We start from the raw sequence: 22542 nt of genomic DNA on the forward strand, positions 1-22542 counted from the left end.
TGCGGGGGGATGGTTAAGGTAAAAGATAGACAACGCAGAGGAGGATAATGCTGAAACGAATAATTAGCTAGCTAATCATCTTTGTGAGGCTTTGCGTGCCGCACGAAATCACAGACAAAAAATAGGCGACCGAAGTCGCCCTAAATGCCTTGCGTGCTCGTGAACCTGGAAGGTCAGCGCGGCTTGCGCTTGTTCGAATCCTTCCAGATGAAAATGCCCAGACCGGCGAAGAAGGCGAACATCAACCCGACCGTTACCACACCCGCGATAACCACATTGTCGAAGAACATGTCGCCGGCCTCCTGATTCGTTTGCCGTTGCCCGATGTGTGCAAGGTAACGAATATGGAGGGGAGGAAAATTGATCAGGGTCAATGCTGCCCGGGACCGGGCAGGCGAGGCGAGCACAGGTTTGACCTGCGTCAAGTTTCAGCGCTTCTTGGGCTTGCCCTTGGGCTTCTTCTTCGCCTTGCCCAGCGGCATGGCTTGCTCGAACGCCTGGCGCACTTCGTTCAGGCGTTTTTCCTTGAGGTCATGAATGCGCTTGGCGCGTTCGGCATCGAAGTCGATGAGGTTGTCTTGGCTCATGGGCAGGCTCGACGGTCAACAGAGACATGCATGATGAAGCCAGGCGCTGGCCATGGCCAGCCCTGGTTCAGACTTCGATGTCGACCAGCAGCCCCTGGCGCGGGTGCTCGCCCATCAGCGGCGCAACGGGCACGGTGTTGTCGGCGTTGACTTCGTCACCCGGCAGCGCGCTGTAGCGTTCCTCGTCGCCCTTGTTGTTGCGGCGTTGTTGCTGCCGGCGCTGTTCGTCACGCAACAGCAGCGCCTGCTCCTGCGGGTCGCGCTGGTGCTTGAGGTCGATGGCACTTTCGCCGGAAGACGGCTGGGCGGGGACCACCGGCTTGATATCGGGGGTCGGCTTGACCGGGTCCTGTTGCGAGGTCACGGGCGCAGCACTGAGCGGAATGATCGGCGGCAACATGAATGTTCTCCTGTGCCCACTGTATCGGCCAGCCGACAGCCACCTTGAGCAACGCCGGGCGAGAATGTGCGGCCGGTCACAGCCGCACCCCGCGCATGTATTCAGCGACTACTCGGCTTCGTCGTCGGGGTCGTCGTCCACGGGCGGGCTGGCTTCGCTCCAGGGCCGCTTGTAGACCTGCTGCCAGACGGCATCCATATGGTCGCGCAGAACCTGCGAGGCATTTTTCAGCGACGCGCTGTCTTCACGCTCGCCGCCGACTGGCTCTTCGCCTGCAGGGGTGATCAACGATTGGCCGGTGATGGTGTAGCTGGCCTGGCCTTCGCGCATCTCAATGGCGATATCGTGAGGATCGATGCCGCCCCCGCAGAACGAATGGCTGGCCACCGTCACTTCAGCGACACCGTCCTTGTTCAAGTCGCCGACATCACTGACATCGGTATAGAAGTCGACATCCAGGTCCAGCCCGGAACAGGTGGTTTCCTGCTCGATCTGCCAACGCGGCTTGAACACGTCGCTGGCGGCGCCACGCCCGTACAGGGTGGCCTTGAGTACAACCTTGTCCACTTCCTGCTCGGACTCGGCGTCGACCGCCTGGCCATCGCTGCGGCTTAGCACCAGCAGGCCTTCGCCGTCTCGGTCGCGAAAATGCACGCTCTTGATCGGTGTCTGCACGCCCAGTACTTCGAGCTGCTCGACCGGAATCGGCGGCAAGGTTTCGAAATTTCTCTGATCGCAGGCGCTGAGCAACAGCAAGCTGCCCATGGCCAGGGAGGCGTTCAACCAGCGGTGCTTGAGCGGCATGTGAGTACGAAGCCCTCGTCAGCAAGACGGTTTTCTGTGATGAAACAGCTAGACTGATGGTCTTTCTAGTCTATGGTCAGCCCGGCCTATCCGTTAACATAGCCGGCTTTTCATCGCGGGAGTTCAGGCAGTATGGCGCAGCAGTATCAACCGGGGCAACGCTGGATCAGCGACAGCGAAGCAGAGCTCGGCCTGGGGACCATCCTGGCACAGGATGGCCGCCTGTTGACCGTGCTCTACCCGGCCACTGGCGACACCCGCCAGTATTCCCTGCGCAATGCGCCGCTGACCCGCGTGCGCTTCTCGCCAGGTGACCAGATCACCCATTTCGAAGGCTGGAAGCTGACCGTACGCGAGGTCGAGGACATCGACGGGCTGATGGTCTATCACGGCCTCGATGGCCAGAACCAGGCGCGTACCCTGCCGGAAACCCAGCTGTCGAACTTCATCCAGTTCCGCCTCGCCAGCGACCGGCTGTTCGCCGGCCAGATCGACCCACTGTCGTGGTTCAGCCTGCGCTACAACACCCTGCAGCACACCAGCAAACAGATGCAGTCGTCGCTCTGGGGCCTGGGTGGCTGCCGCGCGCAGCCGATCGCCCACCAGTTGCACATTGCCCGAGAAGTGGCTGATCGCAGCGCACCACGCGTTCTGCTGGCCGACGAAGTAGGCCTAGGCAAGACCATCGAGGCGGGCCTGGTGATCCATCGCCAGTTGCTGTCTGGCCGCGCCAGCCGCGTGCTGATCCTGGTGCCGGAAAACCTTCAGCATCAGTGGCTGGTGGAGATGCGCCGGCGCTTCAACCTGCAGGTGGCGCTGTTCGACGCCGAGCGATTCATCGAGAGCGATGCCAGCAACCCGTTCGAAGATGCCCAGTTGGCGCTGGTCGCCCTGGAATGGCTGGTCGACGACGAAAAGGCCCAGGATGCCTTGTTCGCCGCAGGCTGGGATCTGATGGTGGTCGACGAGGCCCATCACCTGGTCTGGCACGAAGAACAGGCCAGCACCGAGTACAGCCTGGTCGAGCAACTGGCTCAGGTCATCCCTGGCGTGCTGCTGCTCACCGCCACACCCGAGCAACTGGGCCAGGACAGCCACTTCGCGCGCCTGCGTCTGCTCGACCCCAACCGTTTCCATGACCTGGCCGCGTTCCGCGCCGAGAGCGAGCACTATCGCCCGGTGGCCGAAGCGGTACAGGAGTTGCTCGATGAAGGCCGCCTGTCGCCCAAGGCCCACGCCACCATCCAGGGTTTCCTGGGTGCCGAAGGTGAAGCCCTGCTGGCTGCGGTCAGCGACGGCGACAGCCAGGCCAGCGCGCGCCTGATCCGCGAACTGCTCGACCGCCACGGCACCGGCCGCGTGCTGTTCCGCAACACCCGCGCGGCCATCCAGGGCTTCCCCGAGCGCCAGCTGCATCCCTACCCGCTGGCCAACCCGGAGCAGTACCGTGATCTGCCAGCCGGCGAGCATGCCGAGCTGTACCCGGAAGTCGCCTTCCAGGCCCAGGGCGAGGCCAGCGATGAAGAGCGCTGGTGGCGTTTCGACCCACGGGTCGACTGGCTGATCGACACCCTGAAGATGCTCAAGCGCACCAAAGTCCTGGTGATCTGCGCCCATGCCGAAACCGCCATGGACCTGGAAGATGCCCTGCGCGTGCGTTCCGGTATCCCAGCCACGGTGTTCCACGAAGGCATGAGCATCCTCGAACGTGACCGTGCGGCGGCGTACTTCGCCGACGAGGAGTTCGGCGCCCAGGTGCTGATCTGCTCCGAGATCGGCAGCGAAGGCCGCAACTTCCAGTTCGCCCATCACCTGGTGATGTTCGACCTGCCGGCCCACCCCGACCTGCTCGAACAGCGCATCGGCCGCCTTGACCGTATCGGCCAGAAGCACACCATCGAATTGCACATCCCGTACCTGCAGGACAGCCCGCAAGAACGGCTGTTCCAGTGGTACCACGACGGCCTCAACGCCTTCCTCAATACCTGCCCGACCGGCAACGCCCTGCAACATCGGTTCGGCCCTCGCCTGCTGCCGATGCTCGAAGGTGGCGACGGCAAGGCATGGACCGCACTGGTGGCCGAAGCCCGTGGCGAACGCGAGCGTCTGGAAGCCGAACTGCACAGCGGTCGCGACCGCCTGCTGGAGCTCAACTCCGGCGGCGCGGGTGAAGGCCAGGCCCTGGTTGAAGCGATCCTCGAACAGGACGACCAGTTCGCCCTGCCGATCTACATGGAAACCTTGTTCGACGCCTTTGGCATCGACAGCGAAGACCACTCGGAAAACGCACTGATCCTCAAGCCGAGCGAGAAGATGCTCGACGCCAGCTTCCCGCTGGGTGACGACGAAGGCGTGACCATCACCTACGACCGCGCCCAGGCGCTGTCTCGCGAAGACATGCAGTTCCTCACCTGGGAACACCCCATGGTGCAGGGCGGCATGGACCTGGTGCTGTCTGGTTCGATGGGCAACACCGCTGTCGCCCTGATCAAGAACAAGGCGCTGAAACCGGGCACCGTGCTGCTGGAGCTGCTGTTCGTCAGTGAGGTGGTGGCGCCACGCAGCCTGCAGCTTGGCCGCTACCTGCCACCAGCGGCGCTGCGCTGCCTGCTCGATGCCAACGGCAACGACCTGGCCTCGCGCGTAGCCTTCGAAACGCTCAACGACCAGCTTGAAAGCGTGCCACGGGCAAGCGCCAACAAGTTCGTGCAGGCCCAGCGTGACGTGCTGGCCAAGCGCATCAGTGGCGGTGAAGAGAAGATCCTGCCGACCCACGTCGAACGCGTGGCCGAGGCGCAACGCCGCCTGGCCGCCGAAGCCGATGAGGAACTGGCGCGCCTGACGGCGTTGAAAGCCGTCAACCCGAGCGTGCGCGACAGCGAAATCGACACCCTGCGCAAGCAGCGTGAAGATGGCCTGGCGATGCTGGAAAAGGCGGCGCTGCGCCTGGAAGCGATCCGCGTGCTGGTTGCAGGTTAAAAGCCGCAATTCACAGGGGGTGCACAGCACCCCCTCCTTCGCTTTATTTCCCTACGCTATTGATCCGATAACCAAATCGTAGAGATCAATATGCCATTATTCCGGAAGGCTTAATCACCCCTTTCTATACTCCCTCGAGTGCCCACTCGCAGATGAGGCAAGTAATGGAATGGTTGGGTCTGCAATTTTTCGCCGAACTGCCCGCTTCGGGCCGCATCGTCATCGACTGCCGGCATGAACCTCTGCTGATCCTGATCGCGTTCGCGGTGGCCAGCGCAGCCTGCTTCGCGACCTTGGACATGGCCGAGCGCCAGTCCCACAGCGAACACCCCACCGCACAACGGCAATGGCGCATGCTCGGTGCCTGCTGCCTGGCCGGTGGCATCTGGGCCATGCACTTCATCAGCATGCTGGCGTTCCAGGCACCTGTGGAAATGCACTACGACGTGTCGTTGACCGGCCTCTCGCTGCTGATTGCGCTGGTGGTGGCGTGGATGGCGATGACCAGCCTCGACCGCCCCCACATGCACCTGCACCACTACCTGCAGAGCGCCTTGCTGATCGGCCTGGGCATCATCCTCATGCATTTCGTAGGCATGGCGGCATTGCAGACGGGCGCTCAACAGTACTACCAGACTGGCCTGCTGCTGGGCAGCGCGGCCATCGCCCTGCTCACCAGCCTCGCCTCCCTGCTGCTGGCCCGTTACTTTCGCAACGGCAGCGGCCGCCTGCACCAGAGCATGAAGTACGGCGCAGCCCTGCTGATGGCCAGCGGCATCGTCGCCACCCACTTCACGGCCATGGCGGCCATGACCCTGGTCATTGCGCAAGACACCGCCCTGCACCTGCCTTCGGGTGACAACAGCCTGCAGTTGGGCATGACTGTCGCTTTCATCACCCTGCTGATCAGCGGCAGCAGCATCGGCGCCGCGCTCGCCGACAAGAAGCTGCAGAGCAAGGAACACGACCTGCGCCGGGTCAACATGCTGCTCAGCCAGCTCGACCAGGCACGGGCGTCGCTGCAGCAGGCCGCCCACTACGACGCACTGACCAACCTCGTCAACCGCCGCGGTTTCAATCAGCTATTCGCCGAACGGCTGGCGGAACACACCGCCAGTAGCAGCCACCTGGCTGTAATGTTCCTCGACATTGACCATTTCAAACGCATCAACGACAGCCTGGGTCATGCCGCTGGCGACGAGCTGCTCAAGGGGATTGCCAGCCACATTAAGGCCGCCACCCGCAGCCAGGATCTGGTCGCACGGTTTGGCGGCGACGAATTCTGTGTGGTTACCAGCCTCACCAGCCGCGACGAAGCCCGCCACCTGGCACAGCGCATCATGCAGCGAATGAAAGAGCCGATCGAACTGGGTGGGCGACGCATGGTGATGACCACGAGCATCGGCATCAGCATCTTCCCCGACGACGGTCACACGGTCGAAGAACTGCTCAAGCATGCAGACCTGGCGCTTTATCAATCCAAGGGCTGCGGACGCAACAGTCTCAATTTTTTCAACAACAGCCTCAAGAGCCGTGCCACCCTCGAGCTGCAACTGGAAGAGGAGTTGCGCGTCGCCCTGCTCGAAGAGCGCGGACTGTGCGTGCACTACCAGCCGATCTTCGACCTGCACGATGGCCAGGTAGCCAAGCTCGAGGCCCTGGTGCGCTGGCAACACCCGCAACATGGCCTGCTCGGGCCGGACCGTTTCATTGGCATGGCCGAGGCCAATGGCCTGATCGTCGACCTGGACCTGTGGGTGCTGCGTCACGCTTGCGCGGACCTGGCCCAGCTTCAGCGTCATGGTTACAGCAGCCTGCAGGTGACGGTCAATTGCTCAGCGGTCACCCTTGGCCACGAGGCGCTGGCCCATGAAGTCGAAATGGCCCTGTTCCAGGCGGGGCTTGCACCTCGTCACCTGGAACTGGAAGTCACCGAGAACGCGCTGATGGGCGACATCCAGCGCACCGTCAACCTCCTCAAGCGCATTCGCAGCCAAGGGGTCAGCCTGTCGATTGACGATTTCGGCACCGGTTATTCATCGCTGGCCTACCTCAAGCGCCTGCCGCTGGATGTGCTGAAGATCGACCGTTCCTTCCTGCAGGAGGTGCCGGGCACCCTGAAAGATCGCGAGATCGTCCAGGCCATCATCGCCATGGCCCATACCCTGCACCTGCAAGTGGTCAGCGAAGGCGTGGAAACCGTCGACCAGTTCGAGTTCCTGGCCAACAACGACTGCGACTATCTGCAGGGCTACCTGCTCAGCCGCCCCGTCCCCTTGGCGGAGTTGCGGCCGATCCTCGACCGCCTCGACCGCCAGGAAATCGCCCCCATCACTTATTGCGATACAGCTCAACCAGGGTCGCCGGATCTTTTTGCAGATACCCCTGGCTACCGTGCAAGCGCATCAACTGTGCGGCAAGGCCACTGAGCGGAGTCGCGGTGCCCTGCTCGCGGGACAACTTGACCGCGCCGTCGAGATCCTTGAGCAGCGTGCGCACATGCCACTTGATCGGTTCGTAGCTGCTGGCGGCCATCTGCGGCGCAAGGATCTGCAACGGCTTCGAGTCGGCGAACCCACCGGCCAAGGCTTCGGCGATCAGGCTTGCATCGACCCCTGACTGTTCGGCCAGGGCCACCACCTCGGCAATCACCAGGGCGTTGCAGGCGACGATCATCTGGTTGCAGGCCTTGGTCACCTGACCTGCCCCCACGCCGCCCATGTGCGTCACCCGCTGGCCGAGCACCTGCAGCACCGGGCGCGCCCGCTCAAGGTCAGCGCCATCGCCGCCAACCATGATCGCCAGCGTGCCCGCTTCGGCCCCAGGGGTACCACCGGACACCGGCGTATCCAGCCAGGCCATACCGCACAGCGCCGCCAGTTCGGCGGCCATCTCCCGGGTGGCAGTGGGCTCAAGGCTGGAGAAATCAACCAGCAGCTGCCCCCGGCGGCCACCGCTGGAAATACCGTGCTCACCAAACACGACCTCGCGCACCACGGCGGTGTCGGCCAGGCACAGCAGCACCATGTCACTGTCGCGGCACAGTTCAGCGGGAGTTGCCGCCAGGCGTGCACCGGCTGCAACCAGCTCGGCGCACTTTTCCGGGCTGCGGTTCCAGACCGTCAGCGGGAACCCCGCGGCCAGCAGGCGCCGGCACATGGGCAGGCCCATCAAGCCAATTCCGGCAAATCCAAGTGAAGGAAGTTCTGAACGCATCGACCACTCCTGGCAAATTGGAAATTCACTGGGCCGCACACCGACCCATTACGCATTCCGTAAACTGTTACCGCCACGCCAAATTGTTACCTACCTCCACCCGGCTGAACGCCTACAAGCACCAAGTCGAGGCGACTGTGCATTTTCACGCACCAAAACAGAGCGCGCTCAGGCGGGCTGCTTCACCTGAATCACGATGAACGGCGAGACGACAACTGCCCATATCTCTGGATCGCGGCTTTGCAGCTCCATCGCCTGCTCCATGGTCACCGGTCCGACAGTGCCATCACTGCGCCACTTGGCGAAGATCTCGCTGCGATTCTCGGCCATCGCCTCGGCAACGGCGATTAGGTCAAGGCTGGGGTCGACCCAAATCAGGTCACCCTTGGCCCAGAAACGCTCCAAGGCTTTCCACTCGATGGTCGCAGTCTCGCCAAGCAATTTGGCATAGAGGGTGCTTGTTTGATCAGTCATGGGTTTGTACCCGCAAAAACGGCCAATAAAAAAGGCCTGCATTTTTGCAGAAAAACCCGGTTTCAAAACAGTAATTTGGTCGATTGGCCCCGAACGTGTGGGGTTGGGCCGTAGGTACAGGCAATTTGATGGCGCCTTTTTGTATCTTTGTGTCGACCATGCGACAACCCTCGAAATAGGCACTTTTCGCCCGCTTTTCAAGCGCTCGGACAGCGCTCTACACTGTACCGGTACAGTTCCGGGACATGTTCCGGGGGAAGGTGGGCATGCAGCGTGGCGTGGCCATGCCGCAAATCCCGCCCGGTCTGTAGCCCTGGCCGCCAGGACTATAAGAATTACAACAGAATGAGTGGAGCACTATGATCAAGATTTCCAAGCTGTTCGCTGCAATGGTACTGGCCGGGGTAGCCAGCCATTCGTTTGCCGCCGATACCATCAAGATCGGTATCGCAGGTCCCAAGACCGGCCCTGTGACCCAGTACGGCGACATGCAGTTCATCGGCGCGAAACAGGCCATCAAGGACATCAACGCCAAGGGCGGCGTCGATGGCAAGATGCTCGAAGCCAAGGAATACGACGACGCGTGCGACCCTAAACAGGCCGTGGCAGTCGCCAACAAAGTGGTCAACGACGGCGTCAAGTTCGTCATCGGCCACCTGTGCTCCAGCTCCACCCAACCAGCTTCGGACATCTACGAAGACGAAGGCGTGATCATGATCACCCCGGCTGCCACCAGCCCGGAAATCACCGCCCGTGGCTACAAGCTGATCTTCCGCACCATCGGCCTGGACAGCGCCCAGGGTCCGGCCGCCGGCAACTACATCGCCGACCACGTCAAGCCGAAGGTCGTAGCCGTGCTGCACGACAAGCAGCAATACGGTGAAGGCATCGCCACCGCGGTCAAGCAGACCCTTGAGAAGAAGGGCACCAAGGTTGCCGTGTTCGAAGGCCTCAACGCTGGTGACAAGGATTTCTCCTCGATCATCCAGAAGCTCAAGCAGAACAACGTCGACTTCGTCTACTACGGCGGCTACCACCCGGAGCTGGGCCTGATCCTGCGCCAGGCTCAGGAAAAAGGCCTGAAAGCCAAGTTCATGGGCCCGGAAGGCGTGGGTAACGACTCCATCTCGCAGATCGCCCAGGGCGCCTCCGAAGGCCTGCTGGTCACCCTGCCGAAATCCTTCGACGCCGACCCGGAAAACAAGGCCATCGTCGACGCCATCAAGGCTGACGGCAAGGATCCGAGCGGCCCGTTCGTATTCCCGGCCTACTCCGCCGTGGAGCTGATCGCCAAGGGTATCGAAGCGGCCAAGTCCGAAGACACCGACAAGGTGGCAGCCGCCATCCACGCCGGTTCCTTCAAGACCCCGACCGGCACCCTGTCGTATGACCAGAAAGGCGACCTGAAAGACTTCAAGTTCGTGGTCTACGAATGGCACTTCGGCAAGCCGAAGACTGAAGTCTCCCCTCAGTAACTGCGTGACTAAATAGCTGACCTACGAGCCCACTGTGCGAGCAGTGGGCTTTGTTTTATGAGGTTCATGGGCCTGGTTGCCGCGATCCGGCAGCGGGCTCACCTGAAAATCTTAAAACCGTCACCCGCGGTTTCCTGGCCGTCACCCGGCTGGGAAATGCAAATCAGGTTTTTAGGAGCGCTGTAATGCCTGAGATCTACCATTTCTTCCAACAACTGGTTAATGGATTGACCATCGGCAGCACCTATGCCTTGATCGCCATCGGCTACACGATGGTGTACGGCATCATTGGCATGATCAACTTCGCCCATGGCGAGGTATACATGATTGGTTCCTACGTGGCCTTCATCGCCCTGGCGGGCCTGGCCATGATGGGTATCCATTCGCTGCCGATCCTGATGACCGTTGCCTTCGTCGCGACGATCTTCGTCACCAGTGCCTATGGCTACAGCATCGAACGGGTTGCCTACCGCCCCCTGCGCAACAGCAACCGTCTGATCCCGCTGATTTCCGCCATCGGCATGTCGATCTTCCTGCAGAACACTGTCTTGCTGTCGCAGGATTCCAAGGATAAATCCATCCCCAACCTGATCCCAGGGAGCTTCTCCTTCGGGCCGGGAGGCGCGGAAGAGGTCCTGGTGTCCTACATGCAGATTCTGGTGTTCGTGGTCACCCTGGTGGCCATGACCCTGCTCACCCTGTTCATCTCCCGTTCCCGCCTGGGGCGCGCCTGCCGTGCCTGCGCCGAGGACATCAAGATGGCCAACCTGCTGGGCATCAACACCAACAACATCATTGCCCTGACTTTCGTCATCGGTGCCGCACTGGCGGCCGTGGCGGCCGTGCTGCTGAGCATGCAGTACGGGGTCATCAACCCCAACGCCGGTTTCCTGGTGGGCCTGAAGGCCTTCACTGCGGCGGTACTGGGTGGCATCGGCAGCATTCCGGGCGCGATGCTCGGCGGGCTGGTGCTGGGTGTGGCCGAAGCCTTCGGCGCCGACATCTTCGGCGACCAGTACAAGGACGTGGTTGCATTCGGTCTGTTGGTTCTTGTCCTGCTGTTCCGGCCGACCGGCATCCTCGGCCGCCCGGAGGTTGAAAAAGTATGAACAGAAATCTCAAACAGGCGTTCTTCGCCGCCTTGCTGGTGTGGGCCGTGGCCTTCCCGGTACTGGGCCTGAAACTGAGCATCGACGGCATCAGCCTGGTCGTGCATAGCCAGGGCTCGTTCACCATCAGCATCATTGCCGTGTGCTCGGTGCTGATGTTCCTGCGCGTGCTGTTCGACAAGCAGTGGAGCTCGGTGATGGCCCGCCGCTCGGATCGCAAGCTGATCCCCCCAGCGGTGAGCAATTACCTGACCCTGCCCAAGACCCAGCGCTACATCATCATGGGCCTGATCGTCGCCGCACTGGTGTGGCCGTTCTTCGGCTCGCGCGGGGCGGTCGACATCGCCACGCTGATCCTGATCTACGTGCTGCTTGGACTGGGCCTGAACATCGTGGTTGGCCTCGCCGGCCTGCTCGACCTGGGTTATGTGGGCTTCTACGCCGTCGGCGCCTACAGCTATGCGATGCTGTCGCACTACTTGGGCTGGAGTTTCTGGGTCTGCCTGCCGATCGCCGGCCTGATGGCGGCCACCTTCGGGTTCCTGCTCGGTTTCCCGGTGCTGCGTTTGCGTGGTGACTACCTGGCGATCGTCACGCTCGGCTTCGGCGAGATCATCCGCCTGTTCCTGCGTAACCTCACCGACTGGACCGGCGGCCCGAACGGTATCAGCAACATCCCCAAGCCGGAGTTCTTCGGCCTGACCTTCGAACGCCGTGCGGCCGAGGGGATGCAGACCTTCCACGAGTTTTTCGGGCTGGAATACAACTCGATCAACAAGGTCATCTTCCTCTACCTGGTGGCTCTGCTGCTGGCCCTGCTGGCCCTGTTCGTCATCAACCGCCTGCTGCGCATGCCGATCGGCCGCGCCTGGGAAGCGTTGCGTGAAGACGAGATCGCCTGCCGAGCACTGGGCCTGAACCCCACCGTGATCAAGCTCTCGGCGTTCACCCTGGGTGCCTGCTTCGCGGGCTTTGCCGGCAGCTTCTTCGCCGCCCGCCAGGGCCTGGTGACACCGGAGTCGTTCACCTTCATCGAGTCGGCGATCATCCTCGCCATCGTCGTGCTCGGCGGCATGGGCTCACAACTGGGCGTGATCCTTGCGGCCATCGTGATGATCCTGCTGCCCGAGCTGATGCGTGAGTTCAGCGAATACCGGATGCTGATGTTCGGTGCGCTGATGGTGTTGATGATGATCTGGCGTCCGCAAGGCCTGCTGCCTATGCAACGTCCACACATGGAGCTGCGTCGATGAGCCGCGAAATTCTGCAAGTCAGCGGCCTGAGCATGCGCTTCGGCGGCTTGTTGGCGGTCAACGGCGTGGCCCTGACCGTCAAGGAAAAACAGGTGGTGGCGCTGATCGGCCCGAACGGCGCCGGCAAGACCACCGTGTTCAACTGCCTGACCGGCTTCTACAAGCCCAGCGGCGGCACCATCCTGCTCGACGGCCAGCCCATCCAGGGCCTGGCCGGCCATCAGATCGCCCGCAAAGGTGTGGTGCGGACCTTCCAGAACGTGCGCCTGTTCAAGGAAATGACCGCGCTGGAGAACCTGCTGATCGCCCAGCACCGCCACCTGAATACCAACTTCTTCGCCGGCCTGTTCAAGACCCCAAGCTTCCGCCGCAGCGAGAAGGAGGCCATGGAACGCGCGCAGTACTGGCTGGAGAAGGTCAACCTGACCGAGTTCGCCAACCGCACCGCCGGCACCCTCGCCTACGGCCAGCAGCGTCGCCTGGAAATCGCCCGCTGCATGATGACCCAGCCACGCATCATCATGCTCGACGAACCGGCAGCCGGCCTGAACCCCAAGGAAACCGAAGACCTCAAGGCGCTGATCGCCTACCTGCGCGAGTCGCACGACGTCACCGTGCTGTTGATCGAACACGATATGAAGCTGGTGATGAGCATCTCCGACCATATCGTCGTGATCAACCAGGGCACGCCCCTGGCCCACGGCACGCCGGAGGAGATCCGCGACAACCCTGACGTGATCAAAGCCTACCTGGGGGAAGCGTAAATGCTGAAGTTCGAGAACGTTTCCACCTTCTACGGCAAGATCCAGGCGCTGCACAGCGTCAACGTGGAGATCAACCAGGGCGAGATCGTCACCCTGATCGGCGCCAACGGTGCCGGCAAGTCGACCTTGCTGATGACCTTGTGCGGCTCGCCGCAGGCGCACAGTGGCAGCATCAAGTACCTGGGTGAAGAACTGGTCGGCCAGCCCTCCTCGCACATCATGCGCAAGAGCATCGCAGTCGTGCCGGAAGGCCGCCGCGTGTTCGCACGCCTGACTGTCGAGGAAAACCTGGCCATGGGTGGTTTCTTCACCGACAAGGGTGACTACCAGGAGCAGCTGGACAAAGTCCTGCAACTGTTCCCGCGCCTGAAGGAGCGTTACATCCAGCGTGGCGGCACCATGTCCGGCGGCGAGCAGCAGATGCTGGCCATCGGCCGGGCGCTGATGAGCAAGCCCAAGCTGTTGCTGCTCGACGAGCCTTCACTTGGCTTGGCGCCGATCATCATCCAGCAGATCTTCGACATCATCGAGCAACTGCGCCGCGATGGCGTGACGGTGTTCCTGGTGGAGCAGAACGCCAATCAGGCTCTGAAGATCGCTGACCGGGCCTATGTACTGGAGAATGGCCGGGTGGTGATGCAAGGTACGGGTGAAGCCTTGCTGACCGATCCGAAAGTGCGGGATGCCTACCTGGGTGGGTGATCGGGAAAAGGGCCTTCGGGCCCTTTTTTCTGGCTGGAAGGCACCTGTCGCCTGTACCGGCCTCATCGCTGGCAAGCCAGCTACCACAGGTCCGGCGCAAGCCTCCTGTGGGAGCTTGCTTGCCAGCGATAGGGCCAGTACAGGCACTACGCAGCTCTTGTTAACCTCGCCCAGTCTGCGTACCGTGGCCAGCTCTCTTGAAATGTTCTCGGAGCCCGCCCGATGCGCCTCACCCCTACCCTGCTGCTCACCGCCCTGCTGCCCCTGTTCGGCGGCTGCCAGATGCTGGCCGAGCAACCTCGCGACCCGAACATCGGCACCACGCGCATGCAGGGCGAACTCAGCGCAGGCGGCGGCCAGCTGCTGTTCAAGCCGTGCGGTGAGGCCCGTCACTTCGTGATCCGCGACGCCGGCGCCACCGCCATCCTGCAGGAAGCCGCCAACCTGGCCCATGACGCCAACGACAAGCTGTTCGCCGATGTGCGCGGCCGCCTCACCGGCAGCAAGCAGGCCACCAACGATGGCCAGCTGGAAGTCAGCCGCCTGTACCGCCTGGAACCATCCACCCGCGCCTGTGAAGACCCCAACTTCAAGCAGCTGACCCTGCGCGCCAGCGGCCACGAGCCGGAGTGGGACATCAAGGCCAGCGGCAAAGGCATGGTGCTCAACCGCGTTGGCAAAGAACCGCTGCCGCTGCCCTTCCTTGAAGAAGAAGTTCCCGGCGGCGGCCTGACCCTGACCAGCGAAGCCAACGGCCAGCACGTGGAACTGTGGGTCGCACCACAGCGTTGCGCCGACAGCGCCACCGGTGCCGTGCGCCACCTGCGCGCAGAATTGCACATCGATGGCCAGACCCTCAAAGGCTGCGGGTACTATGGCGGCGCGCGCGACAACTGATCGCCGGGCGCTTTTATCCTGCCAGTCAGGGCGGCGAACAGCTTATACTTGGCGGTTTGTGTAAAGCCGCCGGCCGCCCATGGCCGGGATACTGGACCCTGCCATGCTACGAATCACCGAACTGAAGCTGCCCCTGGACCATCCCGACGAAGCGCTGCGTGAAGCCATCGTCCAGCGCCTGGGCATCCGCGACGAGCAACTGCTCAGCTTCAACCTGTTCAAGCGCAGCTACGATGCGCGCAAGAAGAACAGCGAACTGCTGTTCATCTACACCATCGACCTTGAGGCCAGCAACGAAGCCGAGCTGCTGCACACGTTCGCCGACGATCGCAACATCGGGCCGGCCCCGGACGTGACCTACAAATTCGTCGGCCAGGCCCCGGCCGGCCTGCAGGAACGCCCGATCGTGGTCGGCTTCGGCCCCTGCGGCATCTTCGCCGGCCTGTTGCTGGCGCAGATGGGCTTCAAGCCGATCATCCTCGAGCGCGGCAAGGAAGTGCGCCAGCGCACCAAGGACACCTGGGGCCTGTGGCGCAAGAGCGTGCTCAACCCCGAGTCCAACGTGCAGTTCGGCGAAGGCGGCGCAGGCACCTTCTCCGACGGCAAGCTGTACAGCCAGATCAAGGACCCGCAGCATCATGGCCGCAAGGTTCTGGAAGAGTTCGTCAAGGCTGGCGCACCGGAAGAGATCCTGTACATCAACAAACCCCACATCGGTACCTTCCGCCTGACCGGCATGGTCGAGCAGATGCGTCAGGACATGATCGCCCTGGGTGCCGAAGTGCGATTCCAGGAGAAGGTCACCGACCTGTTGCTGGAAGATGGCCAACTGACCGGTGTGGTGCTGGAGAGCGGCGAACAGCTGCACTCGCGCCATGTGGTCCTGGCCCTGGGCCACAGCGCCCGCGACACGTTCCGCATGCTCCACGCCAAGGGCGTGTACATGGAGGCCAAGCCGTTCTCCGTCGGTTTCCGTATCGAACACCCGCAAACGCTGATCGACAAGGCACGTCTGGGCAAATATGCCGGCCACCCGAAACTCGGTGCGGCCGACTACAAGCTGGTTTACCACGCCAAGAACGGCCGCTCGGTCTACAGCTTCTGCATGTGCCCAGGCGGCACCGTGGTCGCTGCCACCAGCGAGCCGGGCCGGGTTGTGACCAATGGCATGAGCCAGTACTCGCGCAACGAGCGCAACGCCAACTCCGGCATCGTGGTGGGCATCGACCCCGAGCGCGACTACCCGGGTGGCCCGCTGGCGGGTATCGAGCTGCAGGAACGCCTGGAGGCCCACGCTTATGTCATGGGCGGCAGCAACTACCAGGCACCGGCCCAGTTGGTCGGTGATTTCGTCGCAGGCAAACCGTCCACGGCCCTGGGCAGTGTCGAACCGTCGTACAAGCCGGGCGTGACCCTGGGCGACCTGGCCCCCAGCCTGCCAGACTTCGCCATCGAGGCAATTCGCGAAGCGCTGCCGGCGTTCGATCGGCAGATCAAGGGCTACAACCTGCATGACGCGGTACTGACCGGTATCGAGACGCGCACTTCTTCACCGCTGCGCATTACCCGTGGCGAGGATTACCAGAGCCTGAACCTCAAGGGGCTGTTCCCGGCGGGTGAAGGTGCGGGGTATGCCGGGGGAATTCTTTCGGCCGGTGTCGATGGTATTCGCATTGCCGAAGCGGTCGCGCGGGATATGCTCGGGCTGTAACACCTGCACGGGCCTCATCGCCGGCCCCCACAAGCGCTGTGCTGCGGCGATCAGCTTGTGGGAGCCGGCTTGCCGGCGATGAGGCCACGACAGACAAAACAAAACCCCGAACGGCCCAGGCCTGCTCGGGGTTTTGTTTGTCGGCAGCTATCAGTGAGTGACGCGACTGGTACCGTCGACAGTCATGATGCGCACGCGCTCGCCCACACGGAACACTTCGTTCTCTTGTACAGCCTGCACATAGGCACGCATGCTGCCGTCGTCTTCGCGCACGGTGATTTCCACACCCTGGGTGCGGGTGATGCCTTCCTCGGCGGCGGAGCCCGCCAGGCCACCGGCCACGGCACCAATTACCGCAGCGACAATGCTGCCACGGCCGCCACCTACGGCGCTGCCGGCTACACCACCGACAATGGCGCCAGCACCACCGCCGATCGGCGTCTTGGTGCCCTCGATCTTGACTGGGCGCAGGGCCTCGATGGTACCCATGCGCACGGTCTGCACGCGGCGGGCCTCATCACGGGAGTAGCTGTCGCCCGTCAGGCTCGAGGCACAGCCTCCCAGCAACAACGACATGGCGGTGAAGGTCGCCACCAGCAAAGCGGATTTACGCATGGGTAAAGTCTCCATAAATTCAGGTGTCCATTAGACGCCGCCCCCAGGCAACTGTCACGGCACAGACGTAACAAATTTGTATTCATTCAGCGCCGGTACAGCTAGCACAGGCTATCCCCCAGGCCTTGAACATCAGACCAAGGATAGCCATGGATTACTGCATCGTCGTGCTGGACGGTCGCAAGGCCTTGGCCAGGCAACGGAAGAAAGGGCCGCGATGCGGCCCAGGTAGGTTCAGGGAGCCAGCCGCTCGCGCAGCCACTGCCCATCGACCAGTCGGTAGTTCAGGCGGTCGTGCAGGCGGCTGGTGCGCCCCTGCCAGAACTCGACGCGCTCGGGCAGCAGGCGATAACCGCCCCAATGCTCGGGGCAATGTGGCTGCGTATCGGAGAAGCGCGCTTCAGTCGCCTTGACCAGCCCTTCAAGCTCCTCACGGCCCGCGATCACCCGGCTCTGTGGCGAAGCCCAGGCGCCCAGGCGGCTACCCAGCGGTCGCACCTGGTAATAATCGTCCGATTCCTTGGCCGTGACCTTTTCCACCCGTCCTTCGATCCGCACCTGGCGCTCCAGTGCCGGCCAGAAGAAGGTCATGGCAGCGAAAGGGTTCGCCAGCAATTGCTGACCCTTGGCACTGTCGTAGTTGGTGAAGAAGGTGAAACCACGGTCGTCGAGCCCCTTGAGCAGCAGTACGCGGCAATGGGGGCGGCCTTCGCCATCGACAGTGGCGATGGTCATGGCATTGGCCTCGACCGGTGGCTGCTCGGTTTTCACCGCGTCGGCGAACCACTGGTGGAACAGAGCGAACGGCTCCCCCGGAGCCTGGGCTTCGGCCAGGCCATCACGGGTGTAATCGCGCCGCATATCGGCCAGGGATTGGGTCATGGCTGCGTTTCCTTGACGATCAGTTGGTCTTCGCAGGGCTGTTGGCGGCTACCTTCTTGTCAGCAGTGGCAGCTTTCTTGGCCGCAGGCTTGGCAGGCGCGGCTTTCTTCTTGGCAGTGGCCTTGGCTGCCGGCTTGGCGGCGGTTTTCTTCGCGGCTGGCTTGGCTGGGGCCTTGGCAGCTGGCTTGGCGTCGGCAGCCTTGGCGGCGGGCGCCTTGGCATCCTGGACGGCTACCATGGCCGCCGGGGTCGGGGCCGGAGCGGCCTGCTGGTACTTGGCCAGCAGTGCAACCATAGTGTTCTGCGGGGTCAGCAGCATTTCAACGCGACGGTTGAGGGCGCGGCCTTCGGCACTGTCATTGGCAGCGCGCGGCATTTCCGCGCCCATGCCCTTGAGGGTCAAACGGTCACGTTGCAAGCCGCTCAGGCGGAAAATCGCAGAAACCGATGCGGCCCGCTCCAGGCTCAGCTTCTGGTTGGCTGCCGCCACGCCACTGCTGTCGGCATGGCCGAGCACCAGTACGGCAGTCTTGGGGTCGCCCTCGACGGTCTTGGCGACGCGGGTGATCGGGCCCAAGGTCATCGGCAGCAACATGTTCGGCCGATCCGGGTTGTACGAACCGTCGACAGGGATGGTCACCGCCAGCACGTTGTCGCGGCGCTCGAGCTGCAACTTGCTGTCCTTGATAGCTTCGCGCAGCTTCGGCTCGTATTCGTCGAGCCAGGCCTGGGTGGCTTTCTGGTCGATCTTCGGTACCGCTGGCCCCTTGGCCTGCTTGTCGTCACCACCGAATGGCCACCACCAGTGGCTGGCACTTTCCGACTTGGCGTCGGCCTTGGCGACGTTTTCGTTGACGGCTTGCTTCACTTCCTGTTCTGCGACCTTGTCCGAACCGAAGGGCCACCAGCTGCTGGACTCGCCCTTCGCTGCATCCGGAGAGTGGCTGGCACAGCCGGTCATGGCGGTCAGGCACAGCGCGAGTGCTAAGGTTTTATGTGAAGACATCAGCGATACACCATGAATTAAAAAGAAATTTTGCCAATGCACTGCAGGCATTGGCATTCAGGATAGTCAAAGGGTGCGGGCATTACCCGCGTTACCCGATCAAAGGCATGTGCCAAGGACCCGTACCAACTGTTGGGCTCTAGGGTCCATAAGCACGTATGGGCCGAGGGTATTGACCACGAAACCGAAGGCCACATCGTGCTCCGGGTCGGCGAAACCGACCGACCCTCCAGCGCCGGGGTGGCCGAAGGCACGGGCACCCAGGCCGAAGGTGGCGTTGGCCACATCGGGCTGGTCGAGCATGCAACCCAGGCCGAAGCGGGTCTGGGTCAGCAATGTACGATCCTGACCGAGGCTGTGTTCGCGGGTCAGTTCGTCGAGCAACTCGGATTCCAGCAAGCTGCCGTCGAGCAGGCCGGCATAGAAGCCTGCCAGGCTGCGGGCGTTGCCGTGGCCATTAGCCGCGGGCTGCTGCATGCGCCGCCACTCCGGTTTGTTGGTGCTGGTGAGGATCGCCGGCGGGTTGGTAAAGGCACGGGTCGACAAAGCCTCTGGCTCTCGCATGGTCACCTGCAGCAGGCGCTGGGCTGCGGCATCGCCTGCGTTGCCTTTGCCACGTGCGATATGCGCCACCCGATGGAATTCTTCGTCCGCCAGGCCGATATGGAAGTCCAGCCCCAGTGGGCGTGCGGTACGGGCGACAATCGACTCGCCCGGGCCACGGCCGTCGACACGTCGGATCAGCTCGCCGACCAACCAGCCGTAGGTGATGGCGGCATAGCCATGTTCGGTGCCGGGCGTCCACCAAGGTGTTTCAGCAGCCAGGGCATCGACCATCGCCTGCCAGTCGTACAGCGCCTCTGCCGGCAGCAACTCACGGATGGCCGGAAGGCCAGCGCGGTGGCTGAGCAACTGGCGAAGGGTGATGCCTTGCTTGCCCGCCTGGGCGAACTCGGGCCAGTAACGTGCCACCGGAACATCCAGAGCCAGCTTGCCCTCGCCCACCAGTTGCAGGGCGGTAACGGCCGCGAAGGTCTTGGTGCAGGAGAACAGGTTGGCAATGGTATCGCTGTGCCACGCTTGCTGGCCGTCCTTGTCGGCGCTGCCCGCCCACAGGTCGATCACGGTTTCGCCACCGACCTGGATGCACAACGCCGCACCGCGCTCCTGGGGATCATCGAACAATGCCGCGAACGCTTCGCGCACTGCCTCGAACTTCAGCTCATAGTGACCCTGAATCTGCACCCGCCTGTTCTCCGTACGACCTGGCTGGAAAAGGCGTGCATTGTTTCAGTAGTTAAGGGTTTTGCCTACTGGGCAGGGTCGGATGGTAATACGGAATATGTCCCTCAACGAGGGACTTGGCCGTACTGACAACCTCAAGGAGCCGATTTCTCAAGCTGGCCGCTTAACTGACCAACGGCCGCCAAGTTGCTTTTGCGCACCGCCTCGACAAACCCTGCATAAGGCACGTCAGTGATCGCCACCAGGCCCAGATGACCATTTTCGCCATCGAGCAAGCGGCCACTGGCAGGTTGGTCAAGATACTGGAACCAGTGCGCGCCCACGATCATCGGCTGGGCCAGGGCCGCCTTGAGGAAGTTGCCATAGGCCGGCCCACGGTCCTCTTCTCGCGCCACTTCCACAGGCCCGGGCCAGAATGGACCGCGGTCGCGGGAACCGAACTGGAACTCCGATACCAGCACAGGCTTGTCCAGTTCGGCCAGGCGGGAGAAGTCGTAGCCGTCTTCCGGCTTGAGGGTGTAGAAGTTGAAACTCAGCACATCACAGAACTCAGCGCAGGCCTTCACTGCCTCCGGCGTGCTCACGGCGTAGCGACCGCCCAGTAGCAGGTGGTTGGGAGCATGCCATTTCAGCGAGTCGGAAATGGTCTTGAAGTAGGTTTGCGCGAACACTTCCTGGAAGTACTGGTAGTCGCGCTCGATTTCCGGGTGTTCAGGGTTGGGCAGTGGCGCCTCGAAACCTGGGTCTTCCATCAGTTCCCACGCCGGCAGGTCGATGCCCCAGGCCTTGGACAAGCCTTCCTGGTTGCGATACTTGTCGCGCAACTGCTTGAGGAACGCGCGCTTGGCCGGCACATCGGTGGTCAGGCGCAGGGTGCCGTAGGCCAGGCCGTAACGCGCCTTGGGGTCGTTACCCGGCGCCGCCCAGGCCAGTTCGTTGTCGGCGAAGTAACCGATCAGCCAGGGGTCGTCACGGTGATCGCGGGCAGCAATGGCCACGGCGCGTTCGGTGGCCATGGCGAAGCGTGGGTCGAAGGGGTCCGGCATGCGGCCCCACCAGTCCATGCCGGTGCTGATGCTGGCGTAATCGCCGACAATCGACAGCGGCAGGGTATAGGGCACACGCTTTGCCTGGGCCAAGGCCGGGTCGCTCCAGTTACCCAGGGTGTTGAAGCCCCAGGCTTGCAAACGGTCGAGCGTATGGGCCTGCCAGCGGGCATTGTCCAGTGCAGGTGGCGGGCAGTCGGCCCCCGGTTGCCCGTCCACGGGTGCGCACGGCTTGCCGTAGGTGCGCTGGATGTTGGCGGCATAGAAGTCGAACCAACGCCCCTGCTTGAATCCACGCCCTTGAGAGGAAGCGTTGCCATCGTCGTTGTTGCCCTCACCATAGAAGGCAGCCAGCGCGTCGGCTTGGTCCGGCAAGCCAGCGAACATGCCTTCGCGGCCGGCGACATAAGTTCGACCGCCATCGGCGGCCACGGCATTGACGCCCAGGGAATAGAACGGGTGGCCATCAGGCGTTACCAGGTACCAACGGCCATCGCGTTTCTCGGTGCGGAAAAAACCCTTGGCATCGAACCCAGGCCCGGCCAGCAGGCCACCGTAGGTATCCAGCGGCTGTTTTGCACGCTCAGCCAGCCAGCCCTTGAGCTGCTGCTGCTCACGGCCATCGGCGGCCTTGAGCTGTTCGTCACTGACAATTCTTTCGGGCCAGCGGCCACGGGTGGACTGGCCGTAGGCATCGATCAGTTCATGGTAGGCCGCCTGGTAGGCCAGATCGTCGTCCTGGATGCCAACCTTTTCGATCAGCAGGTTCTGCGCAACCTTGGGGGCCGGGATACTCAGGCTCACGGAAGCCACTTGCGCGAGGTCGATCTCGCCTGCGCTGCTGGCCAACAAAAGGCGCTGGCCTTCATGGACCCACGGCATCGGTGGGCCAGCACGCATACCCTGGCTCAGCGGCGAACTGGCCTTGAGCGGCACCATGACGGTTTGCGCGGGCCCGGCCGGCAGGTCTATGCGGCTGGTCAGGGTACGGCCATCGCTGCCCAGCACCGTGACATCGACGGTCAACGCCCAGTCCATGGCACTTTGCATGCGCAAGGTCAGGAACTGACCGGCCGACCAATCCCATACACCCTCCTGCGGGCTCAGGCGCAAGGTTGGCCGCTCGACCGGGTTGAACACCACGCGCCGTAGCACCTCGCCTTCCGTGGTCTGCTCCGCGTTGTACTGCGGCATGCCAGTCCCTTCGGTCGCCACCGTGACCACCGAGGCCGGGCGCACGAAGCTGAACAGCGTCTGCTGTCCAGCCAGCAGTGGCGTGCTGAGCAACAGGGTGAGTACAGCAGGCAAGGTGCGACGGATCATAGGGCTCAGGCTCTCCTTTCAGGCCCGTTCGGGCCCGCGACTGAGTGATGGACA

At 62.7% G+C, this 22542-nt stretch carries 20 protein-coding genes; 9 read left to right on the forward strand and 11 right to left on the reverse strand.

Annotated features, from left to right (window positions below; genetic code table 11):
• Positions 1-173 precede the first annotated feature (173 nt).
• The 4 genes from ccoM to KU43P_RS21150 all read right to left on the reverse strand — a co-directional run bounded on the left by ccoM (position 174) and on the right by KU43P_RS21150 (position 1791).
• Positions 174-290 (reverse strand): cytochrome c oxidase subunit CcoM, encoded by a 117-nt coding sequence (gene ccoM, locus KU43P_RS21135; RefSeq protein WP_008097462.1) that lies wholly within the window; start codon positions 288-290, stop codon positions 174-176.
• 138 nt (positions 291-428) lie between these two features.
• Positions 429-587 (reverse strand): hypothetical protein, encoded by a 159-nt coding sequence (locus tag KU43P_RS21140; RefSeq protein WP_317659361.1) that lies wholly within the window; start codon positions 585-587, stop codon positions 429-431.
• Between the two features lie 67 nt (positions 588-654).
• On the reverse strand, positions 655-987 hold the full coding sequence (locus tag KU43P_RS21145; RefSeq protein ID WP_317659362.1) for an aspartate-semialdehyde dehydrogenase: 333 nt from the start codon (positions 985-987) through the stop codon (positions 655-657).
• A gap of 108 nt (positions 988-1095) precedes the next feature.
• Positions 1096-1791: a M949_RS01915 family surface polysaccharide biosynthesis protein gene (locus tag KU43P_RS21150; protein WP_317659363.1), complete on the reverse strand. Its 696-nt coding sequence runs from the start codon at positions 1789-1791 to the stop codon at positions 1096-1098.
• 132 nt (positions 1792-1923) lie between these two features.
• Between KU43P_RS21150 and rapA the strand changes: the two genes are divergently transcribed.
• Together rapA and KU43P_RS21160 are read left to right on the forward strand one after the other, a co-directional pair.
• The gene (gene rapA / locus KU43P_RS21155; RefSeq protein WP_317659364.1) at positions 1924-4770 is read left to right on the forward strand and encodes an RNA polymerase-associated protein RapA; all 2847 of its coding nucleotides are present in this window, start codon (positions 1924-1926) and stop codon (positions 4768-4770) included.
• Positions 4771-4934: 164 nt separating this feature from the next.
• Positions 4935-7199, forward strand: a complete 2265-nt coding sequence (locus tag KU43P_RS21160; RefSeq protein WP_317659365.1) for a putative bifunctional diguanylate cyclase/phosphodiesterase — start codon at positions 4935-4937, stop codon at positions 7197-7199.
• On the opposite strand, the gene KU43P_RS21165 is transcribed toward KU43P_RS21160, so the two are convergent.
• Complete coding sequence (locus KU43P_RS21165; protein ID WP_317659366.1) at positions 7102-7986, reverse strand: NAD(P)-dependent oxidoreductase; 885 nt, start codon at positions 7984-7986, stop codon at positions 7102-7104. The two genes, KU43P_RS21160 and KU43P_RS21165, sit on opposite strands and share 98 nt — an antisense overlap.
• A gap of 168 nt (positions 7987-8154) precedes the next feature.
• Positions 8155-8460, reverse strand: coding sequence for a DUF2288 domain-containing protein (locus KU43P_RS21170; RefSeq protein WP_317659367.1), 306 nt, complete (start codon positions 8458-8460; stop codon positions 8155-8157).
• A 359-nt stretch (positions 8461-8819) separates the two neighbouring features.
• Here KU43P_RS21170 and KU43P_RS21175 point away from each other — a divergent pair, with 359 nt between their 5' ends.
• From KU43P_RS21175 to KU43P_RS21205, 7 genes are all read left to right on the forward strand, one after another.
• Positions 8820-9935 (forward strand): branched-chain amino acid ABC transporter substrate-binding protein, encoded by a 1116-nt coding sequence (locus KU43P_RS21175; RefSeq protein WP_317659368.1) that lies wholly within the window; start codon positions 8820-8822, stop codon positions 9933-9935.
• Positions 9936-10120: 185 nt separating this feature from the next.
• A complete protein-coding gene (livH, locus tag KU43P_RS21180; protein WP_201177791.1) occupies positions 10121-11044 on the forward strand; it encodes a high-affinity branched-chain amino acid ABC transporter permease LivH in 924 nt (307 codons plus the stop codon).
• Complete coding sequence (locus KU43P_RS21185) at positions 11041-12297, forward strand: high-affinity branched-chain amino acid ABC transporter permease LivM (RefSeq protein ID WP_317659370.1); 1257 nt, start codon at positions 11041-11043, stop codon at positions 12295-12297. Before livH ends, KU43P_RS21185 begins: the two co-directional genes overlap by 4 nt.
• Positions 12294-13061, forward strand: coding sequence for a high-affinity branched-chain amino acid ABC transporter ATP-binding protein LivG (gene livG / locus KU43P_RS21190; protein ID WP_317659372.1), 768 nt, complete (start codon positions 12294-12296; stop codon positions 13059-13061). Before KU43P_RS21185 ends, livG begins: the two co-directional genes overlap by 4 nt.
• On the forward strand, positions 13062-13763 hold the full coding sequence (locus KU43P_RS21195; protein ID WP_003254879.1) for an ABC transporter ATP-binding protein: 702 nt from the start codon (positions 13062-13064) through the stop codon (positions 13761-13763).
• A gap of 222 nt (positions 13764-13985) precedes the next feature.
• Positions 13986-14660: a COG3650 family protein gene (locus tag KU43P_RS21200; protein WP_317659375.1), complete on the forward strand. Its 675-nt coding sequence runs from the start codon at positions 13986-13988 to the stop codon at positions 14658-14660.
• Between the two features lie 103 nt (positions 14661-14763).
• The gene (locus KU43P_RS21205) at positions 14764-16371 is read left to right on the forward strand and encodes an NAD(P)/FAD-dependent oxidoreductase (protein WP_317659376.1); all 1608 of its coding nucleotides are present in this window, start codon (positions 14764-14766) and stop codon (positions 16369-16371) included.
• Positions 16372-16521: 150 nt separating this feature from the next.
• Here KU43P_RS21205 and KU43P_RS21210 read toward each other — a convergent pair whose 3' ends face one another.
• The 5 genes from KU43P_RS21210 to KU43P_RS21230 all read right to left on the reverse strand — a co-directional run bounded on the left by KU43P_RS21210 (position 16522) and on the right by KU43P_RS21230 (position 22488).
• Positions 16522-16986, reverse strand: coding sequence for a glycine zipper 2TM domain-containing protein (locus KU43P_RS21210; protein WP_317659377.1), 465 nt, complete (start codon positions 16984-16986; stop codon positions 16522-16524).
• A 234-nt stretch (positions 16987-17220) separates the two neighbouring features.
• Complete coding sequence (pdxH, locus tag KU43P_RS21215; protein ID WP_317659378.1) at positions 17221-17868, reverse strand: pyridoxamine 5'-phosphate oxidase; 648 nt, start codon at positions 17866-17868, stop codon at positions 17221-17223.
• Between the two features lie 19 nt (positions 17869-17887).
• Positions 17888-18874: an OmpA family protein gene (locus KU43P_RS21220; protein ID WP_317659379.1), complete on the reverse strand. Its 987-nt coding sequence runs from the start codon at positions 18872-18874 to the stop codon at positions 17888-17890.
• 99 nt (positions 18875-18973) lie between these two features.
• Positions 18974-20119, reverse strand: a complete 1146-nt coding sequence (locus KU43P_RS21225) for a serine hydrolase domain-containing protein (RefSeq protein ID WP_317659380.1) — start codon at positions 20117-20119, stop codon at positions 18974-18976.
• Positions 20120-20253: 134 nt separating this feature from the next.
• Positions 20254-22488, reverse strand: coding sequence for a beta-agarase (locus tag KU43P_RS21230; protein ID WP_317659381.1), 2235 nt, complete (start codon positions 22486-22488; stop codon positions 20254-20256).
• Positions 22489-22542: the final 54 nt, after the last annotated feature.

The organism is Pseudomonas sp. KU43P, assembly GCF_033095865.1.
In the GTDB taxonomy this organism is placed as follows: Bacteria; Pseudomonadota; Gammaproteobacteria; order Pseudomonadales; family Pseudomonadaceae; genus Aquipseudomonas.